The sequence below is a fragment of the Shewanella psychrophila genome (assembly GCF_002005305.1).
GTDB classification, from domain to species: domain Bacteria; phylum Pseudomonadota; class Gammaproteobacteria; order Enterobacterales; family Shewanellaceae; genus Shewanella; species Shewanella psychrophila.
Window position 1 is genome coordinate 228,185 of the sequence record NZ_CP014782.1, and the last position, 26,610, is coordinate 254,794.

Below are 26,610 nucleotides of genomic sequence, written 5' to 3' on the forward strand. Positions count from 1 at the left end.
TCCACTGGTTAGCTGTGATTCAGGGATGTATCTGCAGATCCATAGTATTTCGCTCCTACTTTACGAACCTGGCGTTTAAGTAAGCGCTGGGTGAGTCCACGTAGCCAGTTTATCCGTGAGCCAGCTATCAGATCCGAGAAAATCCAGATCACTGTCAGCGGTAGATGATTCGGCGCCCCATGAATATCATCGACTTGTAAAATTTGATTGTGTGGAACGTTCGAACGAACCGCTTGCATATCATCAAGGGGAATAATCTCATCGCGGCTACTGGCAAGATAATGGATATTGGCGGAGATTCTTTCCAGAGATTCAGCCGAGAGGCCCCAATCGGAGATATGGGATTTAACCTCTGTGTTATCGCAGTCGAATATATGGGCTAAGGTATTGTAGGTAATATCCGGGATTGCTAATTTATTGCTACCATCACCAAAAAAGTCTGCAATAGGAGCGCCTACCGTGGTAATGGTATGAATATTACTGTTTTCGAGCGAGGCGTTCATGGCTAAATGGCCACCAAAGCTAAAGCCTATGACGTGCACATCTTGGGTATTAGCACGCCCCTGTAAACGTTTCAGTATACGACGAAATAACTGACTGTCGTGGGCATCGTATGGCAAGGTATTTTCTCCCACGCCGGGTAATTCCGTCAGCACCACACAATAACCAAGTTTTTTTGCCATGACTAACAAGCGGTGCCATTGCTCCTTGATTGATACTATGCCGCCAAGTACCACAACCACAGGTTTGTTCTTGTCCAGACCTGCGGTATAGCAGCCAAAATCAGGGTCAGAAAAGCGCCAGTATTCAACATCGGGTAGTGTGTTCGCCAGCCATTGGCGGTATAACTGTTGGCATTTATTGAGCGCTTTTTTACGAGCAGGGTCACCTACATAGGGGAAGCGCGCCAAGTTATACAATTGAATAGAGTCTTGAATATCTCCCGAAGATTCGGCCCGTTCGGCTAAGGATGACAGCACATAAGCCCAACTTCTCGGATCGCCGTGAATATCATTTTCTATGTTGTGTAAGGCAAAATCTAATACGCTTTCATCTAATTTCTGCGCCCGACTATGAAGGCGCGCAAACGCCTTCAGCTCAGCGACATCATGTTGCTTTATCATGATATTTTCCCCATGGCTAATGAGCGTTGACGCTTGTATGAGATCTGATTGAGGATGCGATTCTGTATAAATGGCATGCGATTTAAAATGAAATAAAAGGCTTTACGCATACTCAGCATGAGTTTCGAGTCGCTACAGAGCATTTTTTCCTGGCGTTGTTGCATTTGAGTCACAAAATCGACTTGTGGTTGGCGCTCGCTTTGATAGCTTCTTAAAAATTGAGTATCGACGGCTTTATCTGATTGCACCTGTTGAGCCAGCATAGGTGCCAAAGTCATGGCGTCCTGAATGGCAATATTTACGCCTTGACCCAGTAATGGGGTAAGTGTGTGCGCCGCATCGCCAATCATGATCAGGCCATCTTTACCCCACAGAGGCGCATGAGTGGTAAAGATGTCTAGTACATGGAGATCTTTCCAGCTGGTTATGTGCTTGCGAACATGTTGACCGAGTTCTGCGTTCACCTCATCAATCAGATTATAGAAACCATCTAGGCCTTCTTTCTTGAGAGCCGCGAATCCACCCTTGGGAATGTTCACTCCTGTACGGTATAGATCTGGGTAGGATGGCAGCAAGATGATGTGTTGAGCGCCATTGAGCAAGATATAGTATTTATGTTTATCCCAACCTTCAGGAATAGGCATCTTGCACCAAAGTACATCGCGCTCTTGTGGTGTTTTTGTGTAAGGAATGGCCGCTTTTTCACGGACTCTGGAATAACGACCGTCGGCGGCGATGATGGCTTTGGCATGGATGGACTTTTTCTCACCGGCTTCGCGATAAGTCACACCTATTACGGTATCGTCTTTTTCGATGACACCGTCGAAGGCTGCGCCTCTGATCAATTTGGCATTTGGATATTGTGCCAGCTTCTCGGCAAGGGCATTGAGGAAGACCGGCTGAGGCACATCGATCATGAATTTATGCTGATAGGGCATTTTAGTGTAATTCATGTTGAGTCGTTTGGAGTCCCTCTCCCAAACCTCCAGTTCTTTAAATATCATATAACCATGTTCATTTATCGCATCTGCGATACCCAATTCGTGAAAGATGCCAACGGTATCAGGCTGAATGGACTCACCGCGAAATGAACGCTCATAACTTTTGTTGGCCTCCAGCACTGTGACATCGACGCCACTCTTTGCCAATTTAAGCGCTAAAACCAGGCCAGCTGGGCCACCGCCTACTATGCATATTTGACTAGTCTGTTCCATAATCTTACTCCTAAGTGTCTGCTTTTATGGACTCTAGGCCCAGTTTTAACTCTTCTAGTAAATCGGCTGCTTCGGCACCATCGATGACGCGATGGTCGAAGGCCAAAGTGAGGGGTAACATATCGCGGATCACCACCTCGCCCTTTACTACCAGAGCCTTGGCTTGGATCTGTCCAAGCCCTAAGGTGATCGATGCGCCAACCTGAGGAATCAAAAGGCTGACAGGCTTCTGTCCCAGTGAGGTGATGGCAAATGAGCCCTGTAACTTATGTTTTAGCGTCGGCTTACTCATTAACTTGCCAAACAACCAACGTCCAAGTGGCACAGGTAACGACTGAAGCTTCTTCAGTCGGGGAAACTCTGGCCATAACGCGAGTGGTGTCTGTTTAAGAAACCTCACTTCCGACTGAATTTGCGCCAGAGATTTTGTTTCTGCATGTGCAATCAAGCCTGAACCGACACAGCGAACGCCATCAATCTCTTTATCCAGTGCAAACTTGCCGTGAACGGCTGGAAAACGATGTAACTTGGGGCGCCAACGTCCGGTTACGACTCCATTGGCGTCAGGGTGATTTGCCAGTGCCCGCCCCGTGGCATACATGACCATAGCGACGATTCCTGGCACTTCGGCTTGTTCTTGGCCTTTGGCTGTGGCTCTGAGTGTATTCATTGCTGTGGCATCGATATCCGTGGATAAGAACACGGGACTGTATTGTGTCGACTGCTCTAAAAAATAGAGGGTATGACGACGAGAAAGAGGAAATGCGGTGTTATTCATAACGCTTCCTCTAAGGTGGCGAGCCGATGGATATCGCCTAAGGTGTTCGCTTTCAGGAAGGCAGGAATAGGAACTGGGTGTCCTGTCAGCATTTCGAGTTCAGAGAGTAAGCGGACAGCATGAAGTGAGTCCCAACCTTCGAGATCGACTAGCTGCATCGACATAGCCGACTCGGTTAGCTTAATGTCCATAAAATCTTCAACTAGTGCGATAAATTCATGTTTATGCATTGCAGCTTTCCTCATTAATCGTGGTGAGATGCCCTGGCAGTGGCGCAATTTCAGACAGGGTGTGAACAAACAATTGGCTTTTGGGAGTGCCAGTTGCTAGTGCCGATTGCGGCTGATGTGTCAGCGCTGTTGTGGTGAATCCCATAGATGGGTAGAAGGTGGCCATACGTTGGTTTTTATGGCTTAGTATGAATTCAGCCGTGACACTTGTTTTACCTGACGCCACAGCTTGGGCGAGCAATAAACTGATGGCTGCTTGTTCGATACCGCGAGAAAAAACTCGGCAGCTGAGCAGCATATTATCGATATGAGAAGTGTCCAAGGTCATGGATATCAGTACCGCACCAATCAAGCCATAATCACCAAATCTGTCATGACTTCTCAGTACCCAAATCGATTTATTTTCATTTTCCAGATAGTCAATTACCGCTGCTTCGCTCAGACGCTGTGTGGTCATATTAAATTGATTGGTGCGTTGGCTGAGGTTGGCAATACGTGGCACATCTTCGGCTTTTGCATTAGTCAGACTCAGTTCAATATTCAGACTTTCAAGGAAAGAGGTCAGATCTTGACTAGAGGCCTTAAGCGCCTGTCGGTGAGTTTCCTGACGATACTTATGGGGGCGGTCCTTATCTTCGGCACTGACGGACATCATCAGAAAATCATTCATATTGGCCAACATAGCGGCAAAATATGCAGGTTCTCCGGTGACTTGCAGAGATGCCAGCGAAGGGTGTGCCGATTGCACTTCTTCACATTCAAAACTACTGTCGTCGACGAAAACAAAGCTGTCGATACCAATATTGAGGGACTCGGCAATGTCGGCTACCGCCTGACTTTTTGGCGACCAGTTGGCCTGTATATGAAGAAAGTCACTGGCTTTTAGCACCATGTCTTGTCGTTTTTCAAATACGTTATCGACGTTTTCTCTGTCATTTTTACTGCTGATGTTGAGTAACACGCCTTGTGACGCAAATTGCTTGATGACCCGCTGCAACAGCAGGTGTGCTTCACCGGCTGGGTTGCCATCCAGGCCAATGCCATCCACTCCATCGTCGCCTAATATCCCGCTCCATAAGGTATTGTCCAGATCCAGAATCAGGGCTTTCTTACTGTGTCCCAGAGTCGACGCCGCCAAAGCCGAGACCTCACGGATCAATATGTCCATCAAGCCATCTGAATAGGGCAGTTTTGCATAGAATGCCAATCGCTCGTCGCGCCAGCGAGACGTGCCAGTCATCAAACATTGCATGTCCAGCACCAACACGCGCTGACTCAGTTCTGTCATTGCCAGCATATCCAGATTGAACTGCAGCCAGAGTCGGCTTAATTGATTTCTTTCCCGTGATCCCAGCATTTGACGCTGTAGCGATAATGGCAGCGGAATGGTATTGAATATTGCCATTCCTCGAGTGTGTTCGAGTAGTTGCCTGACACCCTGTTGGCAGAGCGTCAGTACTTGTTCACACGCCTCTTGTATATCGGCTAAGCTCCAGGGGGTAGGCAATCTCTCTAAGATGATGTGTTCATCGAGCAGGCATAAGGAGTAGTCTGCCTCGGCCTTGATAAAGTCGCTATTTACATCGAGCACATCGGGTGCAAACTGATTGTAATCAGAAAGGTATAGCGATGGCATAAGTCCTTTTTCCAGGCTGCCAGCCGTCAGCAGTTCGCCGACCATAGCGGTACTGAAGGAGCCTGTTACCGCAAAATTGACTGGTTTAAAGCCTTGAGTATTCAGCCAGTCTTGAGAGATTTTGCGACACTTTCGTCCTGCACTGACCCTAGCTGTCGGATCCGTTGTGCGCCTCAAAGTTTGCATAAGCTGGTGGCGGTCACAGATGTTAACGCCAGCTAAATTAACTGCAAATTCATTATTTTCGTTAGCAGATATCATATGGCCTCCTGCTCAAGCACCAAGCCAGACTTCAACCATTTAGAGGACTCTATCGCTATCAAGAGGGCGGTTTGATTATCTTCAATTCGATCTTGTAAGTGACTGAGCTGAACGAAGGGAAGTGCGTTACCATTATTACCTGTTTCGTGGACACAGCTAATAACCTGATCATCCTTCAAGCCTAAGTGTCGGATGATGTTATGTGTCATCCTTCCAGATAGCTGAGGGGGCAAATACCAATCTACTTCACCCGCAGTCTGCGTCGACAAGCTATCTAGAATCTCTGCGGCTAAACCGGGGACATGCTTTTCGATGGCCTTGTAATCTTCCATCAGCATGGTGTCATCACTGTCACGTAGGCCGCGCCAATTGACTATCTGTCCCGGTGGCAGATCTAAGCCGGTGTAATGACATTCGAACTGAGTTAGCTTCCAGCGCAATCCCGTTGCTTGGGTAGACATAATCATCGCCCCGGCGCCATCACCAAACAGCGCAAAGTTAATCTGTTCGTTGGCTTCACTTTGGCTGTAGTCTTTGAGAGGGTCGATAAACTTGGTACAGACATCGGCACCTATGATGAGTCCGCGTCGATACTCACCACTTAACAATAAGGCTCGGGCCATAGACACGGCTTGCATCGCCCCGGTACAACCGGACTGCAGCTGGAAGGTCGCAATATTGGCAGCGCCAAGCTTTTCCGCCACGAGATTGACCGTTGCAGGCATCAATTGATCCGGTGTTGCCGTGGCCATCACAATAAAATCCAGATCTTCACAGCCTATCTGCTCTATCTCCATGGCTTTTTGTGCCGCTTGTGTCGCTATGTCTGCTAGTGAGTTTTTTATTTCGCCAGTTTTCAAATCTGTAGTGAAGTAACGGCTACGATTTCCCAGGAATAAACTGACCCAATCGGCATTTAGCCCAAAACGTTCGGCAAGCAATGAATTATCTACCGGATCATTGGGCAGATAGTGTTGGCATTGATTAATATAAATAGTCATGGAAATTTCCTATTTTAGGGGCAAGGTTGTTCGGTCCAGAATGGCCATTAAGTCGCCGACGGTTTGCACATCGAACAGTTCAGATAGTTCCGGCATGGCGTCTTCTCCTACCCGCTCACGTAGCTTATCGACCAGCTCAATTAAATTGACTGAATCTAGGCCCAGATCGGCGCTTAAACGTTTGTCTGGGAGGATGAGCTCGGCTGGATGACCCGTCACGGAGGCGAGGACATCGATCACAAGACCGCTGATCTGTATGGCGGGTTTTTCTTTCAGCGGCTCTATGATTTTTTTCGAGCTAGTTATGGCTTGTTTGGAGTGAGTCGCTGGCTGGTGGGTACTCATTGACGTTTTGCGGAAGCGAGCCAGAGATTGGCGAGAAAAGTCAGTTAAATCGAAGGCAAAAGGCACTAGATCAGAATCCGATTCACTGGTGTTCAGGGCTGACCAGTTGATTGGCATACCTCGGCGGAACAGGGCCCTTAGGGTTTCGCAAAAGGTATTAATATCCTGGGGGTCTTCGATAGAGGAAGAGTAGAATTCACCAGTATTAGGGCCATTTTTGATCGCGAGCATAGATAGCACGGGAGCCGACCCCATCTCTATGCCTATGACTCCCTGTCCGCTGGGGATATCACCGAGTAAAGTATCGAAAGCAGGTTTGAACTTCACTGTATTGACTAAGTGCCGAGACCAGTAATTTGCCTCTATGGCTTGTTGAACTTGCTTATTACCTGTGACTGTCGAGTACCAATTTAGCTGTGGAGCGTGATACTCGATCTTGCTGGCCGCAGCTTCTATATCTGACTTTGCCGCTGCCATTTGAGGGCTGTGGAAAGCATGGGTCACAGTGAGAGGCTTGATACGAACCTGCTTTTTTACGCCCCACATTCTTGCTGCTTCTATGGCTGCGCTGTCACCGGCAACGACAAATTGTGCATCGCTGTTCCAGACCGCAAGGGACAGGCCTGGAACATCTTGCTGTAGTTCTGCCAAGGTTTCTCGTGAAGCTAATACCGCAGCCATTGCACCATTACCATTCACATCATCGATGGCGTCACCTCGGGCAATGACCAGAGATATAGCTTGCTCCATGGTCATCACACCCGCAATGCTTGCCGCTGCAAACTCGCCAATACTATGGCCTATTACAGCATCTGGCTTAAAACCAATTTCCATCCACCATTGTGCCAGTGACCATTCGACGGCAAAGAGGACTGGTTGAGCAAAGCGAGCCTTGGTCAGCAAGCATGATGCTTGACTATCATTATCAATAATTGGCATCAAAGAGCTGCCTGTTAGCTGTCGATAAACGGCATCGCATTGATCGAAGTAGCGACGGAGTCGAGGAAACGTCTTATATAGCCCTTTCATCATTCCTGGGTACTGACAACCTTGGCCCGTAAACATAAATACCAGAGGAGCCTCATTGGCATCAAATGGTGCACGGTAAGTGGGTTTTCCCAATAGACGAGCAGATTCTTCAACTTCTTTACTGTTACGGCCAAAGCATAGGTCTCGTACCTGGCCTTGGCTTCTTAGCTGTTGATGCCCACTTGCCAATTGCTTTATGTCGGCGCCTTGAGAAAGGCTTCGAATTGCGGCATTTTTTTGCCTTTGAAAACCAGCTTCATCTTTGGCTGCGATAGGAATAAAGGCGGGTTCGGGAGCTGTGTTTACAACGGCGGATTTTGGTGAAGTAAATACCAGATGGGCATTGGTCCCGCCTAAGCCGAAGGAGCTGATGGCGAAGTGTTTCTTATGCTCGGCTCCCCAAGTTTCCCCATCACTGGAAAGTGCCAGATTTCCCTTGGCCACGAGTGGATTGGCTGTATCGGAAAATGGGTTAGCTGGGATCTTTCTGTGTTTGAGCATCAAGGCAACCTTGATAATGGAGGCCATTGCGGCGGCTGCTTCACAATGCCCAATTAGGGACTTTACCGAATCTATGCCGCAGGGGACTTTACGCTCTCCACGAAACACGCGATTAAGCGCATTAATTTCAATACGATCGCCTAAGGAGGTACCCGTGCCATGACATTCAATAAAATCTATGTCTGCAGGTTCCAGTGCTGCTTTGGAATAGCATTCTCGTAGCAGACTTTCTTGGGATGGTCCGTTAGGAGCGGTTAATCCATTACTCTGACCATCATGATTGATGTGTCCGGCGATGAAGTGACAATATTGGTTTCTGGCTAAGTGTTCGGGCTCAAGCACCACAGCCCCTATCCCTTCGGCGCGAATGATGCCATCGGCGTGATCTGAAAATGCATTACAGCGTCCACTGGGGGATAAGAGTCCGGCTTTTTGATAGAAGCGCTGCAATACTGGGGTAAGGATCGCATTGACCCCGGCGACAATGGCCAGATCACACTCATCAGAACTTATCGCATTCCTCGCGTGCACCAGAGCCACTGCCGAGGAGGAGCATGCGGTCGCTATGGTCATACTCGGGCCTTTAAAGTCATATAAGTATGAGATACGGTTTGACAGTAAAGCGTGGCCTGTGCCCGTCACATGACCCGGCAACAAGGCATTGGTATCTTGAAACTGAAGTGTGGTCCAGTCATTAGCCATGGCTCCGACAAACACCCCAACTTTTTGACCTCGAAGTGTCTTGGGGTTATAGCCAGCGTCTTCCAAGGCTTGCCAGACAATTTGCAGTAGCCAACGTTGCTGTGGATCCATTAAGGATGCTTCACGTCGATTGATTCCAAAGTGCTGATAGTCGAAGGCTTCAAGCTGCGAGACATAACCGCCTGGGACGGTCTGAAAATAGGCCGTGTCTTGGGCATTATCAAACCACTCATCTGCCAGCCAACGTCCAGCAGGCAGAGGACATACGGCATTTTTTGCGGCACATATTTGCGCCCAATATCCTTGCTTGTCATCTGCACCTGGAAATCGGCAAGCGACACCGGAAATAACGAGAGATTTCATCATGTTCTCTTTTCCTTTATGGTTAAATATTTCAAATTCATCGTCTTCTTGCCCATCGACTACCAGTCATTGCGCAGGGTAGGTGATAGGTCAGGCAAGTTGCGCGTTTTGCTCTTCGATCAGGAAGGCCGACATTTTTTCAATGGTGGGATAGTTCCATGTCAGCGTCGGCTCCACATCGATACCGATCAGGTCCTCAATATCTGCACATAGGCTCATTGCCGAGACTGAGTTAATACCGTATTCAGATAATGCGGTGGTCAGTTTGATGTCTTCCACAGGTTTACTGAGATACTCGGCAACCTTCTCTTGGATAAAAGTCATTAATTCGGTTTGTGTATTCATGGTGTACTCCTGGTTGATTCAGTTAGTTATTGTCTGAATGGTTAGCTTTAGGTTGAAACATGAGTGAGGCCAAGGGATCGCCATCTGTGTCTTGTAGGTAATGGCTAATGGTGTCTGCAGCGCTCAGATAGTAGGTATTGGCTGACGGGTCACACATGGGCCGTGTCAGGCGCCAAAGCGTGATAAAGCCCAAGGCATGATGAATATCCTGACTATCGGTTGCGGTGATATTTCGTAGCACTGAAATGGCTGCAATCAGCTTGCAATAACGTGTTGCCGCGCCATAAATGTCCTGCTGAAGCGAGTCGAAGCACTGGGTTTTCAACGCTTCTAAGTCTGTCAGCAGGGATACCCATTCGGCTTGTTGGGCAAATAAGGCCCGGCAGCGTGCCGTTAATGTGGGCAAGAGAGAAAGTAGTGGATCTGATTTACTGCAGGACAGGCGCAGGGCAGACAGCCAGGACGTGTTGCTGGTATTTAAGGCCGTTAATATTGAACTGGCATCGGATTGTGATTTCTCTGCCAGTAATCTTGGCAGCATATGCACTAAGCTAGTCTGGCAGACTAAGCTTCCGGCGTGGCCGAAACTCACCACTGGAAAGTCTCTGACCAGCTTCTCGAACATGCCGAAATCATCGTTCATAAGGTAGTAACGAGCGCCTATTAGGCTGCCCATAGACTTGATTGCCTGCTTCATCAATGGGGGTAAGAAATATTTACTGGCTGAGCTATAACCGTTAGCGAATTGCGGAAATGCCTGTAAAGCGTGTCGCAGTAAGCTTGCCATTTCACCAGCAAGCCAAACATCTGCGGTGGCTTCGGCAAGTTCTTTACGGTAAACCGGTATGGCAAATAAATTGTCACCATACAGGACGCGGTTTTGTGCGAAACGTGTGAGTATTTCCAGACCATTTCGGGCCGAGAATTGGCTGATAGCCGGTAGTAAGGTGCGGGTGATCTGGAATGCTTTCAAGGCATATTCGCCAGCGCGTCCCTGTTCACCAATCAGGCAAGAGTCGGCGATGAAGACACGATCGAAATAGATCCCCGAGATATGACAATTACGTACGCCTAAGGTGTCGAAGCGCCTCTCTATGCTCACTCCTTTCTGGTTTAATTCTGTCTGAGTCAGTAGAAATAAGCTGTGGCGACATGCTGGATTGTCATTGCCTGTATCGGCAAATAGCACCAAGCCATGGGCGCGGGCGAGGTTGTTGACGACCTCTTTACAGCCAGAAAGGAGATAGCCGCCCTCAACCTTAGAGGCCTTAAATGTCATGGCTGTTAAGTCATTACCCGCCTGCAGTTCGTGATAGGCAATCGCAATGCGTCGGTCGTCACTCAGTAGAGCGGCAAGGGTTCGCTTCTGTTCATCGTTGCCGGCAACGGCCAGGTTGGTTGCCGCCATAAATGCGGTAAGGCAATAGCCCAGTCCCAGCGCCAGATCCTGACGGCACATCTCTCCCATTGCACTGGTCAGTGTCTCTAAGGTCACGCTCTCGTTATCCAGCAACCAGGTGGCGAGTAAATTACCCAGACCTGCCTGATGTATCACAGATTCCGCTGCCGTGTTGATTTCACCCGTGCGATCGAAGCTCAAAATTGCACTGGCTTTGAAGGCTGGGTGATGGTGATTAGCTTGGGCCAGCGCCGAGGATACATTGATAAAATCAGACATAGCTTATCTCCTTGGTGGGCTTTTCAGCTCTTGTAGCCTTTGAATCCTCTCTAGTCTGGGCAAGTTTGGCGTCGACTTCGCCACGAATTGATAAATTGAGCGGAGAAAAAAGGTTGTTGTCATCGAGTTGCTGGCGTACCAGTTTTAGGCAATGCATGTCCTTTAGCGCGTCTTGATTGCCGAGCAGCAGATCTATGCACTCCTCTACCCAACTAAATGAGCGGAAGGATCGAGATAAGCGGTTACGGTTGTAAAGGAAGGTGAGCAAGGTCATGGCGGCGAGTTGTAAGTTGCAGTAACGTTTCGCCAAGGAAAACCGTTGCGCCGATGGGTGACCTAGTTCAACGGGTAAAGCCTGTACCAAGCCATCTAGTTCGGTAAGTCTGGCTTGAATTTGGACCAATTTTTCGGTGAGAACCGGACACTCACCTGTCATAGATTCGGCTCTCTTTAACCCGGCAGCCAGCCAGTCACCACGCATAGTGAACAGGGAGAGTGAATCTCGGTCGAATGTCGGCAGTTCTGTATCGATACAGAACAAGGCATCTAACATCTGAGGCGAAATAGCGTTTACTGATTTCTCTCTATGGCGTGCAAGTGTCGGTAATTGAAGGGCGATAGCCTGTAGGTTAACGGCGGTATTACCATCGAAGAGAGAAATCAAACGAATATCGCGCAACATCTTGCCGAAGATATCGGTTTGCTCACCAAGTTGGACGTAGGAGCGAACACCGAGCACATCCGAGAGCGATTCCATCATGGTTTCACATAGAACAGGAACAGAAGCTTTGGCGACGGCAGAGAGTAAACTCATCTGCTGAGGAAAACACTGTATGGCTCGACTGATCACTTGGGTCGCTATGTCAGCGATGTACATCTGCGTGGCACTGGTCGCTAACACCTGACGAATATTGGCTATGTCGATCAAAGCTTGATTACCCGAGCGACGTTGCTGAGCAAATTCCACTGCGAGTCGTAGGCCTGTATCAGCAGCGCCGCAAGAGAGGGCGGCACATAGAGTGCGGGAAAGTTGGAAGCCTTTAAGTGTGATATCCAGGCCATGACCTTCTTTGCCAATCAGGGCATCATGATTAACCTCGAGGTTTTGAAATTGAATCCCACTTATATCGGCGCCCTTTATACCATGGGTCACCGCTTTCGGCACCTGACTAAAGCTTTGTGGCGGATGATCTTTCTTACGCACTAAAAATAATGAAAAATCACGAGATTGGCCCTGATGATCGGTACGGGCAAAGACACTGAGAGCCTGTCCCCGAGTGGCGTTGTTTATCAGGTATTTTTCACCGTTAAGGCGGAAGCCTTTTGGGGTTTTCACCGCCGTTACTTCAGTGCTGGATACATCGCTGCCATGGAGGCGTTCGGTCAATGCTAGAGAAACCATGTCACATGACAGGATATCTTCGGCTACCAGATGCCGCTGAGCCGCGTCGCCCCCGACCCATACGCTGACTGCGCCTAGGAAGGTTTTACCATGGCCGATTGCGACGGTGAGATCTCGTCGTGCAATCAAACGGATCAACATAGCTAATTCCGAAAAATTGCTCAGCTTGCCCCCCAATTCTGCCGGCACATAGTATGCGGCCATGCCCCAGTGATTGAGGGCATCGACCTGATCATCGGGAAAGCGACTGATGTCGTCTGATATCAGTGCATTAGCCCAACTAAATAAGGTGTCAGGACTACGTTCATCACCAAAGTGCTGTTCAAATTCAAGCACAAGAGAGCCGAGAGTATTCATGGTGACTCCTTTACGCCGCATAGGTTGCAGAGGTTATGCTGTCATCGAACAGTGGCCAATTTGGTTCGGCCTGCCATTTTTGTCGGGTCTGATTTCTTTGGATCTTGCCACTGGTCGTGCGGCAAATGGTGCCACGTTTGATTAAAACGACGGCTTGGATTGGGGCTTGAAACTCTAAGGTTATTGCTGCACGAATCTTATGGCTGAGTGCGGGGAATTCTGCTTCCGGTGTGTCGTTAGTAGCAATTTCCTGCACTATAACTATCTCTTCACTGAGGCTTCCCTCTACAGCAAAGGCTGCGGCGAAGCCTTTCTCGAGACGAGGATCCAGACCCGAAACAAATATCTCGATATCCTGCGGGTAAAGGTTGCGGCCATTAACCACAATCAGATCTTTCAGACGGCCAGAGATAAATAGTTCGCCGTTAGTAATGAAGCCCAAGTCTCCGGTTCGTAACCAGCGACGTTCATCGTCACTATTGGCAATTAACGCCTGGAAAGTGTGGGCATTTTTTTCAGGTTGATTCCAGTAGCCCTGACCCACACTGTCACCGTGGACCCAAATCTCACCAATGCGTCCATGGGGAAGGCGAGCCTGACTTTCAGGTTCTACAATGGCGACATTCAGGCCTTCAAATGTGCCGCAGCTGACACAGGTCATGGCATCTTGGGTGCCGGGTGGACATTGCTCAATGATCTTATTTTGGTAAGACTCAGGTGCCACACATATAGTCTGATGTGCCTCTCCGGATTGACCACCCGAGACAAACAGAGTGGTTTCTGCCATGCCGTAGCAGGGGTACATAGCGCTGTAGCGAAAGCCAAACTTTTTAAAGCGATGAAAGAAGAGTTCGATGGTGTCCTGACGAACGGGCTCGGCTCCGTTGAAGCAATTTTGCCAATGAGATAAGTCTATACCTTGGAGATCTTCATCCTTGATGCGACTGAGGCAATATTCATAACCAAAATTGGGAGCGCCAGAGGTGTAGGCGCGATAATGGCTGATGGCTTTGAGCCAAGTCGCAGGGCGCTTGAGGAAAGATGTTGGGGATAGTAGTACCAGAGTCGAGCCGTTGTGTACCGATTGTAAAATATTTCCGATAAGACCCATGTCATGGTAAAACGGCAACCAGCTGCAGGACACCATATCTTGACTATGGTGCATGCGGTCACGGATAAGTTCACTGTTATGGATCAAGTTACCATGGGAGATCATGACCCCCTTGGGAGAACCTGTGGAACCTGAGGTGTATTGCAAGAAAGACAGATCGTCTCGGGTCACTGTAACTGGCTTATAGCGGTTCTCCATCGCAGGATCGACTGTGTCACTAATGATGACTCTCAGCCCTGACATTCCGGCCTCATCGAGCCAATCTTTGAGTGCAGGCCAAGAGGCACTGTCTGTGAGAATCGTTGAGATCTCTGCATCTTGGATAATATGTGTGATGCGAGTGTGGTGTTCGCCTCTGCGGGAGGGAAGGGAAGCGGGCACTGCGACGACACCGGCATATTGGCAAGATATGAAAGCCTGTACAAACTCGAGTCCCGAAGGATAGAGCATCAGGACACGTTCGCCTTTAGCGCATGACTCACTGATCTTGGTTGCCTGAGCTTTTGCTATGATATCCAACTCGGCAAAGGTGATGCGGTCAATCTCATCGCCTCGGTCATTTAGCATGATGTAGGCGAGCTTGTCTGGCAGCTCACAGGCATGCTGCTTGATGAGATCGACTAGGGTGTGTTCCAGTTCCTTGTTCATTGCGTTACCTTCGAGTGTGGAGAATGTGGTTTAGTATTCACCTAACACAAGAAAATCGGCTAGTTGTTATTTCTGACAGGTATAGGATAAAGTTCAATTAAATCAATATGTAATATTGTCCTGCTATCATATGTGACAGGTTGTATCTTCTGTGGGTACTGATAATTATCTAGGTTCATTTGGGAATCAGGATCTGTACCATGTCAATGCACCTAACTTGCACCGAGACGATACGCGAATCAGACGATAGCCTAAGCGCATGGTTTGCTTGTTCAACACCTGTAGTGGCTAAAGGGGGGCAATATATAACTCTGTCGGTTTCTATCCAAGGTCGTGTCCAGACGCGAAGTTATTCTCTGAGTGGCTTTGTCTTACTGGCGGCTTCCAGTGCGCTTCGCATCACGGTGAAACGGGTTGATAAGGGGCTCGTTTCTAATTGGTTGGTGGATAACTGCCGCGAGGGAATGCAATTTGAAACCTCTAAACCCATGGGAAGTTTTACCTTAGATGATGATGCCATCAGTCACACTTTTATTGCTGCGGGTAGCGGCATCAGTCCGATTGCAGCCATGCTAAGGGAGGCTTGTAAGGATAGACCAGGCTCTCGCTGTAATCTGCTATATATCTTTCGCGACCGGGCGTCAGCCCCCTTACTGACCGAATTGGAATCCCTGTCTAGTTGCTATCCGAAACTGAATATCACTACTTGGGAAACCCACTCACTTGGTCGCCCTGACTCTACTCAAATTTTGGATGTCATTAGTGAATGGCAGGCTGATAGTCACTATGTTTGCGGCCCGGAGTCCTTGATTGACACTGTGAGTCAGCTGGATCTCGAATGCCTGAGAATGGAGCGCTTCAACATTCCTGTGGCCAGTCTTGAAAACGTGACAATGGGTAATGCCAAAGTCACATTCTCTAAATCGAATATCAGCATAGAAGTGAACGAGGCGGAAACCATCTTAGATCTGGCTGAAGCCAATGGGATAGATATCAATTCAAGTTGCCGCGCCGGCGACTGCCATGAGTGTAAACTGAGGCACAATAACCCCGATGCGATTGCCTGGTTAGACAGAGATGACGCACTCACGGAAGAAGAAAAGCAAGAATTCCTATTGGCTTGCTGCACAAGCATAGTTGGTGAAGTCAGCATCGACTGCTAAAGTATATTGCTTCGCTCTGGTTATTTTGAGCTTGTTATTGCGTTAACTAAGGCTTGGTTTCACACATAATCGTTTTAAGGCAATACCGAGTTGCCACCAGGCGCTGTAGGCCTGGTGGTCGCTAGCCTGACTATGTCGTTGCATATTGGTTTCTGCGATTAATTGTAGTTGTTTTATCTTATCTTCATCATGTCTGTTTTCTAAGATACTGGCGAGTAACTGGCGAATGAGGACGCGATCCTTATCGGTTAATAGATCCTGTTCACTTAACTTAAAACATTCACCGATGGAAATAAGTCGATCTATGTATACCTTAGTGTGGTCTTGCCGTACTAGTACCGGGTAGGCGGACAAAACCAAGTCTGATGACAGGTTTGAGTGTCCAGGATTAGGTTTGAGTTTTTTGAGAATTCGTTTTATTGAGTGGATCACTATCTCTGTGTCTTTTCGACTGGGGATGATCATATAAACCGCCATGACCATTATTACTGCAACAACATTGGCCATAGCAGTGTTAAGAAAACCACCGAAATCGAGTGTAGGCACGTTGCTTAACGGTATGTAACTGGACCAAAAAATAAGCATGTACCTCCAGACTGATTTGTTAGCGCTGGTGCATACGGCAAATTGATATGAGGTGATGAGTAGGTAGATAAACATAACGGGAAACAAGATGTTGGGTTCGCTCAAAGGAGCGACAGCGAATGTGATCACATACCCGAAACCAACCATGATTAGCTGAGCCAGCAAGACTTTCTTATTGCCTATTTTGGCGTTCGGCACTGTTGCATTCATTGAGCACAACATCCCCGCCATCAGCATGGCATTCATGCCGTGCTCCCATTGTCCTTCAATCCAGATAAAAGAGAGACCAGATAAAAGCAGCGTGGTTCTGAGCATGCTACGAAGCACATCTTGCAGATCCCTATGAGTGAAAAAACGGCTTACCTGCCTTTTGAACCGCTGGGACTCAACTGCGATCCTGTTTGAATTAAGCCAGACTAAATTTTCGATCAGTACTGCGAGATGCTTATTAATAATGTCTGATTGAATATCCTCTGTAACAATTTTTATCCTGTCGAACAGTAACTGAGTATCGAGCTCACCTCCATGAATCTCTTCGATGATCTCGACGATGGAATGCTCGAGTTCGGTATTGCCGGAAGCTCTTAGCATATGTCTTATTTTGATGGCTGCGACGGCGAGTGAGACGCAGTGGAACAGCGCATCTCTCTGTGAATTTATGAGTTCCAGAGAGGCCTTGCTGCCGACTAAGCTATTAATGGGGAGTTGTTTATTGTTGCTTATTAACCCCAGGTACTGAGAGAAGGCTTGTTGTGATTTTTGACGTGTCGAGCCGGAGAAAACCTTGGCAATAAACTTGAGGGTGGCCTTCTTTATTGGAAGTAAGCGTTTTATGTCATCTTCATAGGGAATAACTGCCGACACTATTATTGATACCGCTATGCCGATCAGAATACCAAAACATCTAGCCTGTACATTGTCAAAAACTGAGATGATCTCGGGAGAATAGGCCAGGGGAAAGCCGATCACTGCCGCTGTCATGCCGGCCATACCAAAAACATAGGAGACACTATTTTGCAGGTATGATGCTAGCCCTACACAGGTCACGATCCAAAGAATCATAAACCCATTGAATAGCCATGCATCTATCAATGCCGTCGAGGAGACGAATAGGACGAATGCGCTAGCTAAGATGGTACCGACAGCGCGATAGAAGGATTTAATTAAGTTGGCACCATGGCTGCCGGCCATTAAAATTATGATGATCGAGACCATGGCCGCACTTGTGGCTTCTGAGTTGAGTTTTAAACAGAGCAACCAGGTGATAATGACACTTATCGAGACACGTAAGGCGAACTGAGCGGCTTCTTTATTCCCCCAATAATTCATGACTAGTCTTTTACTGTGACTGTGACTGTTGTGCCTGCAATGAGCCTGTGTTCTTTTAATACTGAGCGGTCGATAGCGATTTTAACCGGTACTCTTTGGCCTAATCTGACCCAAGGAATGGTGGATTGCACATTAGGCAGCAAGCCCGATTGATCGGCACTCTGGTCTACTACGGCTCTACCAACACTCTGAACCTTGCCCTGAATCACTTCCTCACTGGTGTAAGGTAAGATATCGACACTTTGGCCAGCTTCAATAAATTTTATCTTGGCTTCGGAAAAGTAACCGAGAACATAGTAAGAGTCGGCTTCGACGAGGGCCACAAAGGTTTGGCCTATGTTGATATAGTTTCCTACCCTTTGTTTTAAGTTGGTGACATAGCCACTCTCTGGGGCGAAGATTTTTGTGCGGGTTAAGTTAAGTCTGGCTACTTCGAGATCTATTTGAGCCTTGTTATAAGTGGCCTGTTGAGCCTCAACCTTAAGCTGCTCATTGGTCACTTGCTTTTCAGAGACTAAATTATTGGGCAGTAAGTCTTTATCGCGGCTGTAGTCATTTTTAGCTTGATTCAGAGTCGCCTGTGAAGCCATTAATGTCGATTCAGCCTCCTTGATCTTATTGTCATAGTCGGTCATCTCAATTTCGAAAATTAAGGCTCCCTTTTCGACATAGTCGTTATCTTGTACGTGTATGGCGATGATCTGTCCCGATACCTTAGGGGCTACTTGGATTATCTCCGCCCTAATCTTGGCATCTCTGGTCCAGGGGGCATCCATGTACATATTCCATATACTGCTGCCCATAAAGCTGGCAGTAATGATTAATATCAAGGGGATAACAAATTTTGTAAGAGGCATATCACACCATGTAGAAGGTTAAGACTAGATATAAGGTAATAGTAAAAAAGCAACAATCACATAGGGATGGGTGCCAAACTTTTAACTTGGTGAGGATAGGTGAATAGAGGTTTCTCGATAGTAACCAGATGCCGATAGACAATATGAAAACGTTTAGAAAGGCCGGTAAGTAATAGGAATCGAAAAATATCACATCTTTCATGTGTCAGTTATACCAACAGAGATAAGCTAACTTATTAAGCTAGCCGACAACAAGTTGAATCACAATAGCAAATCGTTAAATATCCTCTAATTCTCGTATATTTTTTATCAGAATAGCACTAGCATTGAGCATAACCATTTGATGAAAAGGAAACATAAGATGATCGAGCAAGGACAAAAGTTGCCAGCAGGCATCATGTTAGGTGAACTAACTAGCGAAGGCATGGTTACCCATAACGTAGCTGAGTTATTTTCAGGTAAAAAAGTGGTGTTGTTTGCCGTTCCCGGTGCATTTACGCCAACGTGTTCAGAATCTCATCTGCCTGGTTTCGTGGTGTTAGCCGATCAGTTTCAGGCTAAGGGCGTCGATATCATTGCCTGTGTGTCAGTCAATGATGCCTTCGTGATGAAAGCCTGGGGTGAGGCTCAAAACGCATCAGAACTGATGATGCTAGCCGATGGTGATGCGAGTTTCACTCAGGCACTAGGTTTAGAGATGGATACGGCAGGTTTTGGTGGCGTGCGCTCGCAGCGCTATGCCATGGTTATCGACGACGGTGTGGTGACGCTGTTGAATGTCGAAGCACCAAAGACCTTCGAAGTGAGCAAGGCTGAAGCGGTCTTAGCTGCGATTTAATGTCGATATGCTAGCGCTTAAAGATTTAAACAATAAAGGAGCCAATTGGCTCCTTTATTGTTTGTAGGATTAATCGGGTATTTAAAAATAGTGAACGTATTCGACAGCCACTCGGTACAAGGTGTCTTCGAAGCCGAGTAGATCTAGCTCATAGTCACGGCTTATGTATTGGCTGGTGAAATGCAGCAGGTTGTTTTCATCGGCTAGTGGTATTATCGCTCCAAATGTAAGGCGGTCGACTTTATAATATTGGCCAGCATCATAGGACCAGTTGCCGTCATAACGACTGAATTTGGCAATCAGCTGAACGCCGCTATGGCTGAACGTGTAGGCGTTGCTCCATTCGAAGAAGTAGCCAAAGCCTGCTCGATTAAGCACATCTTCACCGTGACCCATCTCTTCTCGAGGCCAATCATCATCTTTTTCTTCTTCGCTATAGGCTAGGCCTAAAGTCAGACCAAGATCATAGTGATTTACGTCGGAGAAGCGAGTGTTAAGGGTGAGTCCTGCAACAGCAAGTTGTTCAAACTCTTCTAGTTGCTGGCTGTTGTAGTGGCCCTCATAGCGCCCATGAAAACTCAATAGGTATTCTTGCTCGTCACCGAAACTGGCGAAAGGACGCTGATAGTTGAATTTAAGATCGGCGGAATTTCTGAATCTGTCTTCATCATATTTTTCTGAATCACGTTCGTAATAGTAAGCACCACGGACTCTGAAGTAATTAGTGTCTAGTTGATAGGTATTGTTGTAGCGCAAGTCATCCCAAATAAACGACACTCCGCCACCCCGAGACATGGAGCTTGATTCAGAGTCTGGATAAGACTCTAATCCAGCTAAAATAGAGACGGCGTATGGATTTTTTGTCGTCTCTTCAGAAGCTTGGGCTAATTTTGTTGTAAATAGCGCTGTGGTTATGGTCGCCGTGATGGCAAGTGCGGCTAGTAAGTGAGTGTGCTTCATCATTATCCCAAAAAATGTTATACCAGTTGGTATTAGAATGATTTATTTTTTCGAGATATTAACACTAAAGTTAACATTGTAGGTTGGAAAATAAACTAGGCGGCTTGGGCTAGTCTTGGTTTTTGATTTGAAATGCCTAAATTTTTCTCAATATCTTGCACACTCTGCTGCACCTCGGTGCCAATTACTTCGCTTTGCTTAGATGCAGATTGTGCCTGATTTTTCAGTAGCACCATGGCGTTAACAAAGTCATCCAGGTAATTGACCTGTTGCTGGGCATTGATAGAGCCTTGCTTAGCCGTCACAGCCATCTCACTCGCTTGGGTCTGTACCGATAAAGCGACATCTGATAGGCCCTGAGCCCGTGATTTTTGCCTTTGAGTGGCTTGCTCTATTCCCGTCATGCTGATACCAAGTTCGCTGTTAGCTTGGTTGAGCTGATTTAGAATTTCCATTATCTCTTTCAATGAGTCCTGAGTTCTATGGGAAAGGCTTCTGACTTCATCGGCTACGACGGCAAAGCCGCGACCTTGTTCGCCGGCTCGGGCCGCTTCAATGGCCGCATTTAACGCGAGCAAATTAGTTTGTTCGGCAATATTTCCGATCACGTCGATGATCTTCGACACATCTTCAACTGAAGTCGTCAGGCTAGACAATGACTGATGGGATTGAAGCACGGCTTGCTGTGTCTCTTCGGTGGCCAACAGCATAGCTTCCGCTTCCGTTTGGCTCGTTTGCATCTGTAACATGGTTTGTTCTGCGCTCTTTTCTACCAGAGCCGAAGTTGTACTCACTTCATGGGCCAGGTTTCTTATTTCATCAGTTTGCGACTGGGCCTGACTCACAACGTTCTGAGTCTCATCCGTGCTATGGGTTATTTGAGATATACGTTCAACCAGCTTTGATAGTGAGCGTGAGACGAGTGTCATTTGCTGCCGCTGAGATTCATCTTCATCCTCGAACCTCTGTAGCAAGAGGTTAAAGTGTCCTGCTATCTGCCCTGTTTCGCAAGGTCTGTTTATTTCGAGACGCTCACGGCTATTGGACTCACTCAGTGTCTGAAAAGCGTGGTTAAGGCGTTTCAACGGCGATACGACCCGGCTTTGTTGCAACATAAGGTAAATAACAGCAAACAAGGCCAATATAGAGACGACGGCATAGAGAGCGACTTGTAACTCTTGCTTAAGCTTCTGGTTTTGAGTCGATTGTGTCGCACTTAGCTGGAGCATTGCCAGTTCAACATCGGCGATAGAGTCTTTTAGTTGTTGTTGGATTATCTGGTTATCTTTCAGAAGATTATAGGTGTTGCTAACTTCTCTATTGTATCTATTACTGAGGCTTAACAGCTCAGAGCGATAGTTTTCACCAATTTCTAATACTTCCTCATCGACATCACCTAAGGCGAATTCATCGACTTCTTGGCTTTCAAATATGCCGATTAAAGGCAGAGTATCGAGCTTGTCATGCCAAATTTTAAGTTCATCGATTGTGCTTTGTAGAATGGCCTGTAGTCGTAGATCCTTGCCGATGAGATAGCCTTGGGTCAATTGTGAAAGTCGATAAACTAAGGGAGGCAGCTGGCGGCTTAGTTGCAAATATTCATTGGACAGGGAGCCATTCTCACTCTGGCCAATATCGGCGTAGTCGGCTAGGCGCAGATTATTGTCCAGCATCTCAGCTTCAGCATGGGCAAGAAGTTGTCTCGGGTTACCGGCAAGCTTACCTGCTGCTCGATAGTCGGTATCTAAGCTTTGAATGAACTGATTGAGTAGCTGCCTAAGAGAGTCTGCATCTGGATCGCTGTTTTGTGCTAGCGATGACTCGATCTGCTCCAATTGGCCTTTAGCAATTTCTAACTGGTTGGTATTTCCAGTATTAAGATAACCGTCGAGGGCTCGTCTAACTTCAACCAAAAACTTCTGTTGTAACTGCTGCAGTTCATTTGATTGTGTTTCAATCGTTTGGCGTTGAGCATTACTCCAGACCACCACGGTGGCGAGCAGAGCGGCTAAAAGCAGTAGGGTGGCAGAGGCTGAAAGCGACAGGGTTGATATTTTCATCGGTATCAAGCCAAACAAGGATATTTGCCGCCAGAGTAAGGTATTGGTGTTACAGTTCCATGTCTGTTATGTGACATTTATTCAGCAGGTTATACTTGTACTAACCAGAACCGAAAATGCAATATCGATCGGTATAAATCATCGGTGAGTAGCTTATTCGAGTGGTAACCAGACCTGAGCATGTAAACCGCCAGCGACCCTGTTAGTCAGTACGACTTCGCCTTGATGGCGATCGACGATACGCTTGATGATGGCCAGCCCCAAGCCCGAGCCGACACTGCCTCTGGCTGTATCCCCCTGAGTGAAAGGTTGAAACAAGTTAGGGATTTCAGATTCCGGAATACCTGGGCCATCATCTTCTACGCTAAAGCCTACACGCCGTCCGTCAAAGTGAGAACTTAGCCTGACCCAGCCATTGCCATAACGGAAGGCATTTTCTACCAAGTTACTCAGAATACGCTTAATGGCAATACTTTGAATTGGGATCTCTGGACACTCGTTGAGTACCACTTGGATCTCGCCCTCTCGATTGGACTCGGCCTGGGCGACATCTTGAATAAGATAATTGATCTGCTCCTGCTCGCGAACACTCTCCTGATCTTGCCTGATATAAGCGATGAACTGATTGATGATGGCATCCATATCTTCGATATCATGGACGATACCATCCTTTAGGTATTCATCCTCGGCAACCATCATCTCAGAGGCCAGACGAATACGGGTCAGAGGTGTACGTAAATCGTGGGAAATCCCCGCCATCAGAAGCGCTCTGTCTTGCTCTAACTGTTTCATGCTGTGGGACATTTGGTTGAATGCGTTAGTTACTTCGACAATCTCGGTTGAGCCACTAAGAGGCAGGGGCTTGGGATAATCTCCCATGGAGACAGATATCGCCGCTTTCTGCAGCCGCCTGAGTGGCCGATTTTGCTGTCTGGCGAACCACCAACCACCGGCAACACTCAAGGCACCGATCACCATCAGATAGAGGGTAAGGGGCGACAGATCATATTCGTTGAATCCGGTGAGGGGGATCTTGATCCAGATGGAAGGAGCCTGAGGAGGGCGGATCCAGATCTCAAAAAACTCGCCTTGAGCGATTCTTACCTCTGCCTTACCGCCTAAGTGTTCGGACATCTGCGATGAGAGAAGAGCATAATAGGTCGCTTGTTCTATGCCAGCTTCACGAGCTTGTTTCTGATTATAGACATGCATACCATCGTCGCGAACCTTGGCATTGAGTGCATCGACCATAGTTAAATGCTCACGACCTACATCAACACCATCGACAAAAAGTAGTTTCACTTGACGCGCTATCAACTGATTGATCTGCTGATAGGTGGGTTGAATGAAATAAGCCGCGACTGAAAGATAGGATACCAGTTGGTTGATCAGCAAGAGGCTGCCAATCAGCACAACTGTTTGACTAAATGCACTACGGGGTAAAAGTTTTTTCAGCCACTTCATGTAACTGGTTTACCCCTTAGATAAGTATAAAAGTACGATTGGTGACATTAAATATCTTAGCGACGTGAGGTGCCATCGGGCACGAAGACATAACCGAGTCCCCAAACTGTCTGGATATATCTGGGATTGGCAGGATCTTTTTCAATTAGGCGTCTTAACCGGGATACCTGTACATCGATAGACCGTTCTAGAGCCGAGTAATCACGACCCCGGGCCAAATTCATCAATTTATCGCGAGACAATGGCTCGCGAGGATGACTCACGAGAACCTTAAGTACCGCAAACTCACCACTGGTTAGGGAGATTGCCTCTTCACCGTGGTACATTTCCCGTGTGGCAAGGTTGAGTGCAAACTCACCGAAGGTGATCTCTTCTTCCTGCTGAGTAGGGGCACCAGGTACATCCGGGCTCTGTCTGCGCATTACCGCTTTAATACGGGCAAGCAGTTCACGAGGATTAAATGGTTTAGGCAGATAGTCATCGGCACCGAGTTCTAGTCCTATGATGCGGTCAACTTCGTCACCTTTAGCCGTCAACATAACGATAGGAATTGTATTACCTTGCTGGCGAAGCCTGCGACAAATGGAGAGGCCATCCTCGCCCGGCAGCATTAAATCCAAGACTAATAGATGAAAATTTTCGCGCTCGAGTAACCTGTCCATCTGCTCGGCATTGGCTGCGCTGCGAACCTGATAACCTTGCTCCATTAGATAACGCTCGAGTAAGGCTCTTAGCCTCATATCATCATCGACGACGAGAATTTTAGAGGTTTCCTGTCCCATGCTTATTATCCTTTTTCTTGGAACCCGATGGTGGTCGGTAGCCAACTGGCTGATATTGAATATAATTAAACCTGCATTAGCCGCTAATATAGCGGTTTTTTAAGCCCTCTTACCAGCGACTCTTCGGCATAACCCAAATGTTACCTTGCTTCTTGCCCTCAAAAGTGGATGTAATCGATTGAAAGTAAATGTTTATTACTTATTTCCTATTATAGTTGTAAAATTTGTAACAAATTGGAGTCGAAAAACTTCCTCTTGTGTTTAGGCCGATTTATTGAGCCTTCAAATCATAAAGTCTGAGTACCTGCCAAGCTTGCTATTAACTTTCTCTAACGCTATTCCTCCACGCTCTGAGGCACTTGTGCCTGTTATCGACTAGATTATTAATATGGCCAGAGACCCGCTGTATCTCACATGCGACGACTACAGCAGTTGCAGGCTTCTTGATCGGTGCTTTGCACCCCATGGATTTAGACCCTAGAAGGAACATCAAGATGAATATCGAATCACTGAAGTTTGCAGGTGTGGATGAGTTTTGGGCACAGGCAGACCAACTACAAGATGAAAGCTTGTTACATGCGGAAACTCTTTTTTCTGCTCTGGAAACTGCATCGCCGCAACAGCTTATCTCCATTCTGACTCAATATCGTTTCTTCACTCTATATTATGTTGCCGATCTGGCGATACTGATTGCCCGCCTGAAAGATGGCAGGCTCAGGAGTCTGTTGGCTGATATCTTATCCGATGAGCTTGGCTATGGAGACCCGCTTAAAGCACACACCCGACTCTATGATGATTTTTTACTTAGCCTGGGGGCTAATGATGCAGATTTCGACAGTTTAGCCCTAGCTGATAATCTGACTTTGCTCGAGAATGCACGCAGAAAACTGATGGATCCGGCTCAGACCCATGTCTATGGGATTGGCTTTCGGGGGATGGGGGGAGAATGTACCTGCCAGATATATCTGGCTAAACTCTATGAATATATGATGCGTAACCCTTATATAAAACAGCAGACTTCAAAGATCGATTGGAAATTTTGGGAGCTGCATATCGGAGAGCATGATATTGAACACAGGGTACACACACGTCAATTGATCCATGAAGAGCTGGTGTCGCAAGATGCTGCTTGTTTGGTGGATCTTGGCCGAGGTTATTACGAGAGCATGAATGCCTGGCGCGCTTTCTGGGAAAATATATTCAACCAAAACCCAGCCGATTCTTTGCTGGGCCAGGCCAGTGCTTCGGTAGAAGATCTTAGGTTAATGCCTTCTGTTTTATCGGGCGCAGAGGAAAGAGGGCTGAAGCAAGCGCGGGTACCAGAGGCAATTGCTCAATTTCATCTGGCGATTCCAGTGCATGAATTGTCGGCGGCTAAAGAATTCTATTGTGATGTATTGGGGGCGAAGGAGGGGCGTGCCACCGAGCATCATCTCGATGTCAACTTCTATGGTCACCATCTGGTGCTGCATGCCACGCCTGAAGGCGCATCCCATATCTTTGACTTCTTCGAGGCCGATTTTCATGGTGAATCAGTACAGATCCCCCATTTCGGTATCAATCTCGATAGGCAGACCTGGTCTCAATTGGCTAAGCGGATCACGCTCAGCGGCTATGAATTTCAAGATGCTCCTCATATACGGCTCAAGGGACTTCCCGGTGAGCATGCCAGTATGTTTATCTTGGACCCTTCGGGCAATGCCTTAGAGTTTAAGGCTTTCCTTAATCATGATGAGGTATTCTCGAAAGTATTCAATCCGCAAACTAAGGAGCTGTTTGGTCTGGAGGAGTTGATGGTGAAAGTTGGTCAATGAAGAGTTTAATTTTGGTGTGACCCGAGTAGTCTT

21 protein-coding genes are annotated in these 26,610 nt (G+C 47.4%); 3 read left to right on the forward strand and 18 right to left on the reverse strand.

Features of this window, described 5'->3' with window-relative positions; all coding sequences use genetic code 11:
- Positions 1 to 8: 8 nt before the first annotated feature.
- The 11 genes from sps_RS01065 to sps_RS01115 all read right to left on the reverse strand — a co-directional run bounded on the left by sps_RS01065 (position 9) and on the right by sps_RS01115 (position 14,725).
- Positions 9 to 1,124 (reverse strand): alpha/beta fold hydrolase, encoded by a 1,116-nt coding sequence (locus sps_RS01065; RefSeq protein ID WP_077750789.1) that lies wholly within the window; start codon positions 1,122 to 1,124, stop codon positions 9 to 11.
- The gene (locus sps_RS01070) at positions 1,121 to 2,338 is read right to left on the reverse strand and encodes an FAD-dependent monooxygenase (RefSeq protein ID WP_077750790.1); all 1,218 of its coding nucleotides are present in this window, start codon (positions 2,336 to 2,338) and stop codon (positions 1,121 to 1,123) included. Before sps_RS01070 ends, sps_RS01065 begins: the two co-directional genes overlap by 4 nt.
- A gap of 10 nt (positions 2,339 to 2,348) precedes the next feature.
- The gene (locus sps_RS01075) at positions 2,349 to 3,116 is read right to left on the reverse strand and encodes a 2-oxo acid dehydrogenase subunit E2 (RefSeq protein ID WP_077750791.1); all 768 of its coding nucleotides are present in this window, start codon (positions 3,114 to 3,116) and stop codon (positions 2,349 to 2,351) included.
- The gene (locus sps_RS01080) at positions 3,113 to 3,346 is read right to left on the reverse strand and encodes a phosphopantetheine-binding protein (protein WP_077750792.1); all 234 of its coding nucleotides are present in this window, start codon (positions 3,344 to 3,346) and stop codon (positions 3,113 to 3,115) included. Before sps_RS01080 ends, sps_RS01075 begins: the two co-directional genes overlap by 4 nt.
- Complete coding sequence (locus sps_RS01085; RefSeq protein ID WP_077750793.1) at positions 3,339 to 5,243, reverse strand: HAD-IIIC family phosphatase; 1,905 nt, start codon at positions 5,241 to 5,243, stop codon at positions 3,339 to 3,341. The genes sps_RS01080 and sps_RS01085 overlap by 8 nt, the downstream gene beginning before the upstream one ends.
- On the reverse strand, positions 5,240 to 6,244 hold the full coding sequence (locus tag sps_RS01090; protein ID WP_077750794.1) for a 3-oxoacyl-ACP synthase III family protein: 1,005 nt from the start codon (positions 6,242 to 6,244) through the stop codon (positions 5,240 to 5,242). Before sps_RS01090 ends, sps_RS01085 begins: the two co-directional genes overlap by 4 nt.
- A gap of 9 nt (positions 6,245 to 6,253) precedes the next feature.
- The gene (locus sps_RS01095) at positions 6,254 to 9,187 is read right to left on the reverse strand and encodes a type I polyketide synthase (protein ID WP_077750795.1); all 2,934 of its coding nucleotides are present in this window, start codon (positions 9,185 to 9,187) and stop codon (positions 6,254 to 6,256) included.
- An 87-nt stretch (positions 9,188 to 9,274) separates the two neighbouring features.
- Entirely contained in the window at positions 9,275 to 9,529 is a 255-nt protein-coding gene (locus sps_RS01100) for an acyl carrier protein (protein WP_077750796.1), read from the reverse strand.
- Between the two features lie 22 nt (positions 9,530 to 9,551).
- On the reverse strand, positions 9,552 to 11,207 hold the full coding sequence (locus sps_RS01105; protein ID WP_077750797.1) for an acyl-CoA dehydrogenase family protein: 1,656 nt from the start codon (positions 11,205 to 11,207) through the stop codon (positions 9,552 to 9,554).
- Positions 11,200 to 12,966: an acyl-CoA dehydrogenase family protein gene (locus sps_RS01110; RefSeq protein ID WP_169915644.1), complete on the reverse strand. Its 1,767-nt coding sequence runs from the start codon at positions 12,964 to 12,966 to the stop codon at positions 11,200 to 11,202. The genes sps_RS01105 and sps_RS01110 overlap by 8 nt, the downstream gene beginning before the upstream one ends.
- A 10-nt stretch (positions 12,967 to 12,976) precedes the next feature.
- Positions 12,977 to 14,725, reverse strand: coding sequence for a fatty acyl-AMP ligase (locus sps_RS01115; protein ID WP_077750799.1), 1,749 nt, complete (start codon positions 14,723 to 14,725; stop codon positions 12,977 to 12,979).
- A gap of 200 nt (positions 14,726 to 14,925) precedes the next feature.
- On the opposite strand from sps_RS01115, the gene sps_RS01120 reads away from it, so the two are divergent.
- Entirely contained in the window at positions 14,926 to 15,888 is a 963-nt protein-coding gene (locus sps_RS01120; RefSeq protein WP_077750800.1) for an iron-sulfur cluster-binding domain-containing protein, read from the forward strand.
- A gap of 42 nt (positions 15,889 to 15,930) precedes the next feature.
- Here the strand turns inward: sps_RS01120 and sps_RS01125 are convergent, their stop codons facing one another.
- Genes sps_RS01125 through sps_RS29185 form a run of 3 tightly spaced genes read right to left on the reverse strand, consistent with a single transcriptional unit; the run spans position 15,931 to position 18,861 of the window.
- Positions 15,931 to 17,802 (reverse strand): FUSC family protein, encoded by a 1,872-nt coding sequence (locus tag sps_RS01125; protein ID WP_077750801.1) that lies wholly within the window; start codon positions 17,800 to 17,802, stop codon positions 15,931 to 15,933.
- 2 nt (positions 17,803 to 17,804) lie between these two features.
- Positions 17,805 to 18,659, reverse strand: coding sequence for an efflux RND transporter periplasmic adaptor subunit (locus sps_RS01130; RefSeq protein ID WP_077750802.1), 855 nt, complete (start codon positions 18,657 to 18,659; stop codon positions 17,805 to 17,807).
- 1 nt (position 18,660) lies between these two features.
- Positions 18,661 to 18,861 carry a DUF1656 domain-containing protein gene (locus sps_RS29185; RefSeq protein WP_149027200.1) on the reverse strand — a complete coding sequence of 67 codons (201 nt, stop codon included), beginning with the start codon at positions 18,859 to 18,861 and terminating at the stop codon, positions 18,661 to 18,663.
- A gap of 159 nt (positions 18,862 to 19,020) precedes the next feature.
- Here sps_RS29185 and sps_RS01135 point away from each other — a divergent pair, with 159 nt between their 5' ends.
- On the forward strand, positions 19,021 to 19,497 hold the full coding sequence (locus sps_RS01135) for a peroxiredoxin (RefSeq protein ID WP_077750803.1): 477 nt from the start codon (positions 19,021 to 19,023) through the stop codon (positions 19,495 to 19,497).
- Positions 19,498 to 19,578: 81 nt separating this feature from the next.
- Here the strand turns inward: sps_RS01135 and sps_RS01140 are convergent, their stop codons facing one another.
- From sps_RS01140 to ompR, 4 genes are all read right to left on the reverse strand, one after another.
- A complete protein-coding gene (locus sps_RS01140; protein ID WP_237157971.1) occupies positions 19,579 to 20,460 on the reverse strand; it encodes a hypothetical protein in 882 nt (293 codons plus the stop codon).
- A 92-nt stretch (positions 20,461 to 20,552) separates the two neighbouring features.
- Positions 20,553 to 22,517 carry a methyl-accepting chemotaxis protein gene (locus tag sps_RS01145; protein WP_077750804.1) on the reverse strand — a complete coding sequence of 655 codons (1,965 nt, stop codon included), beginning with the start codon at positions 22,515 to 22,517 and terminating at the stop codon, positions 20,553 to 20,555.
- Positions 22,518 to 22,670: 153 nt separating this feature from the next.
- On the reverse strand, positions 22,671 to 23,981 hold the full coding sequence (gene envZ, locus sps_RS01150) for a two-component system sensor histidine kinase EnvZ (protein WP_077750805.1): 1,311 nt from the start codon (positions 23,979 to 23,981) through the stop codon (positions 22,671 to 22,673).
- A 56-nt stretch (positions 23,982 to 24,037) separates the two neighbouring features.
- On the reverse strand, positions 24,038 to 24,763 hold the full coding sequence (ompR, locus tag sps_RS01155) for an osmolarity response regulator transcription factor OmpR (RefSeq protein ID WP_077750806.1): 726 nt from the start codon (positions 24,761 to 24,763) through the stop codon (positions 24,038 to 24,040).
- A gap of 494 nt (positions 24,764 to 25,257) precedes the next feature.
- Between ompR and sps_RS01160 the strand changes: the two genes are divergently transcribed.
- On the forward strand, positions 25,258 to 26,577 hold the full coding sequence (locus sps_RS01160) for an iron-containing redox enzyme family protein (RefSeq protein WP_169915646.1): 1,320 nt from the start codon (positions 25,258 to 25,260) through the stop codon (positions 26,575 to 26,577).
- Positions 26,578 to 26,610 lie beyond the last annotated feature (33 nt).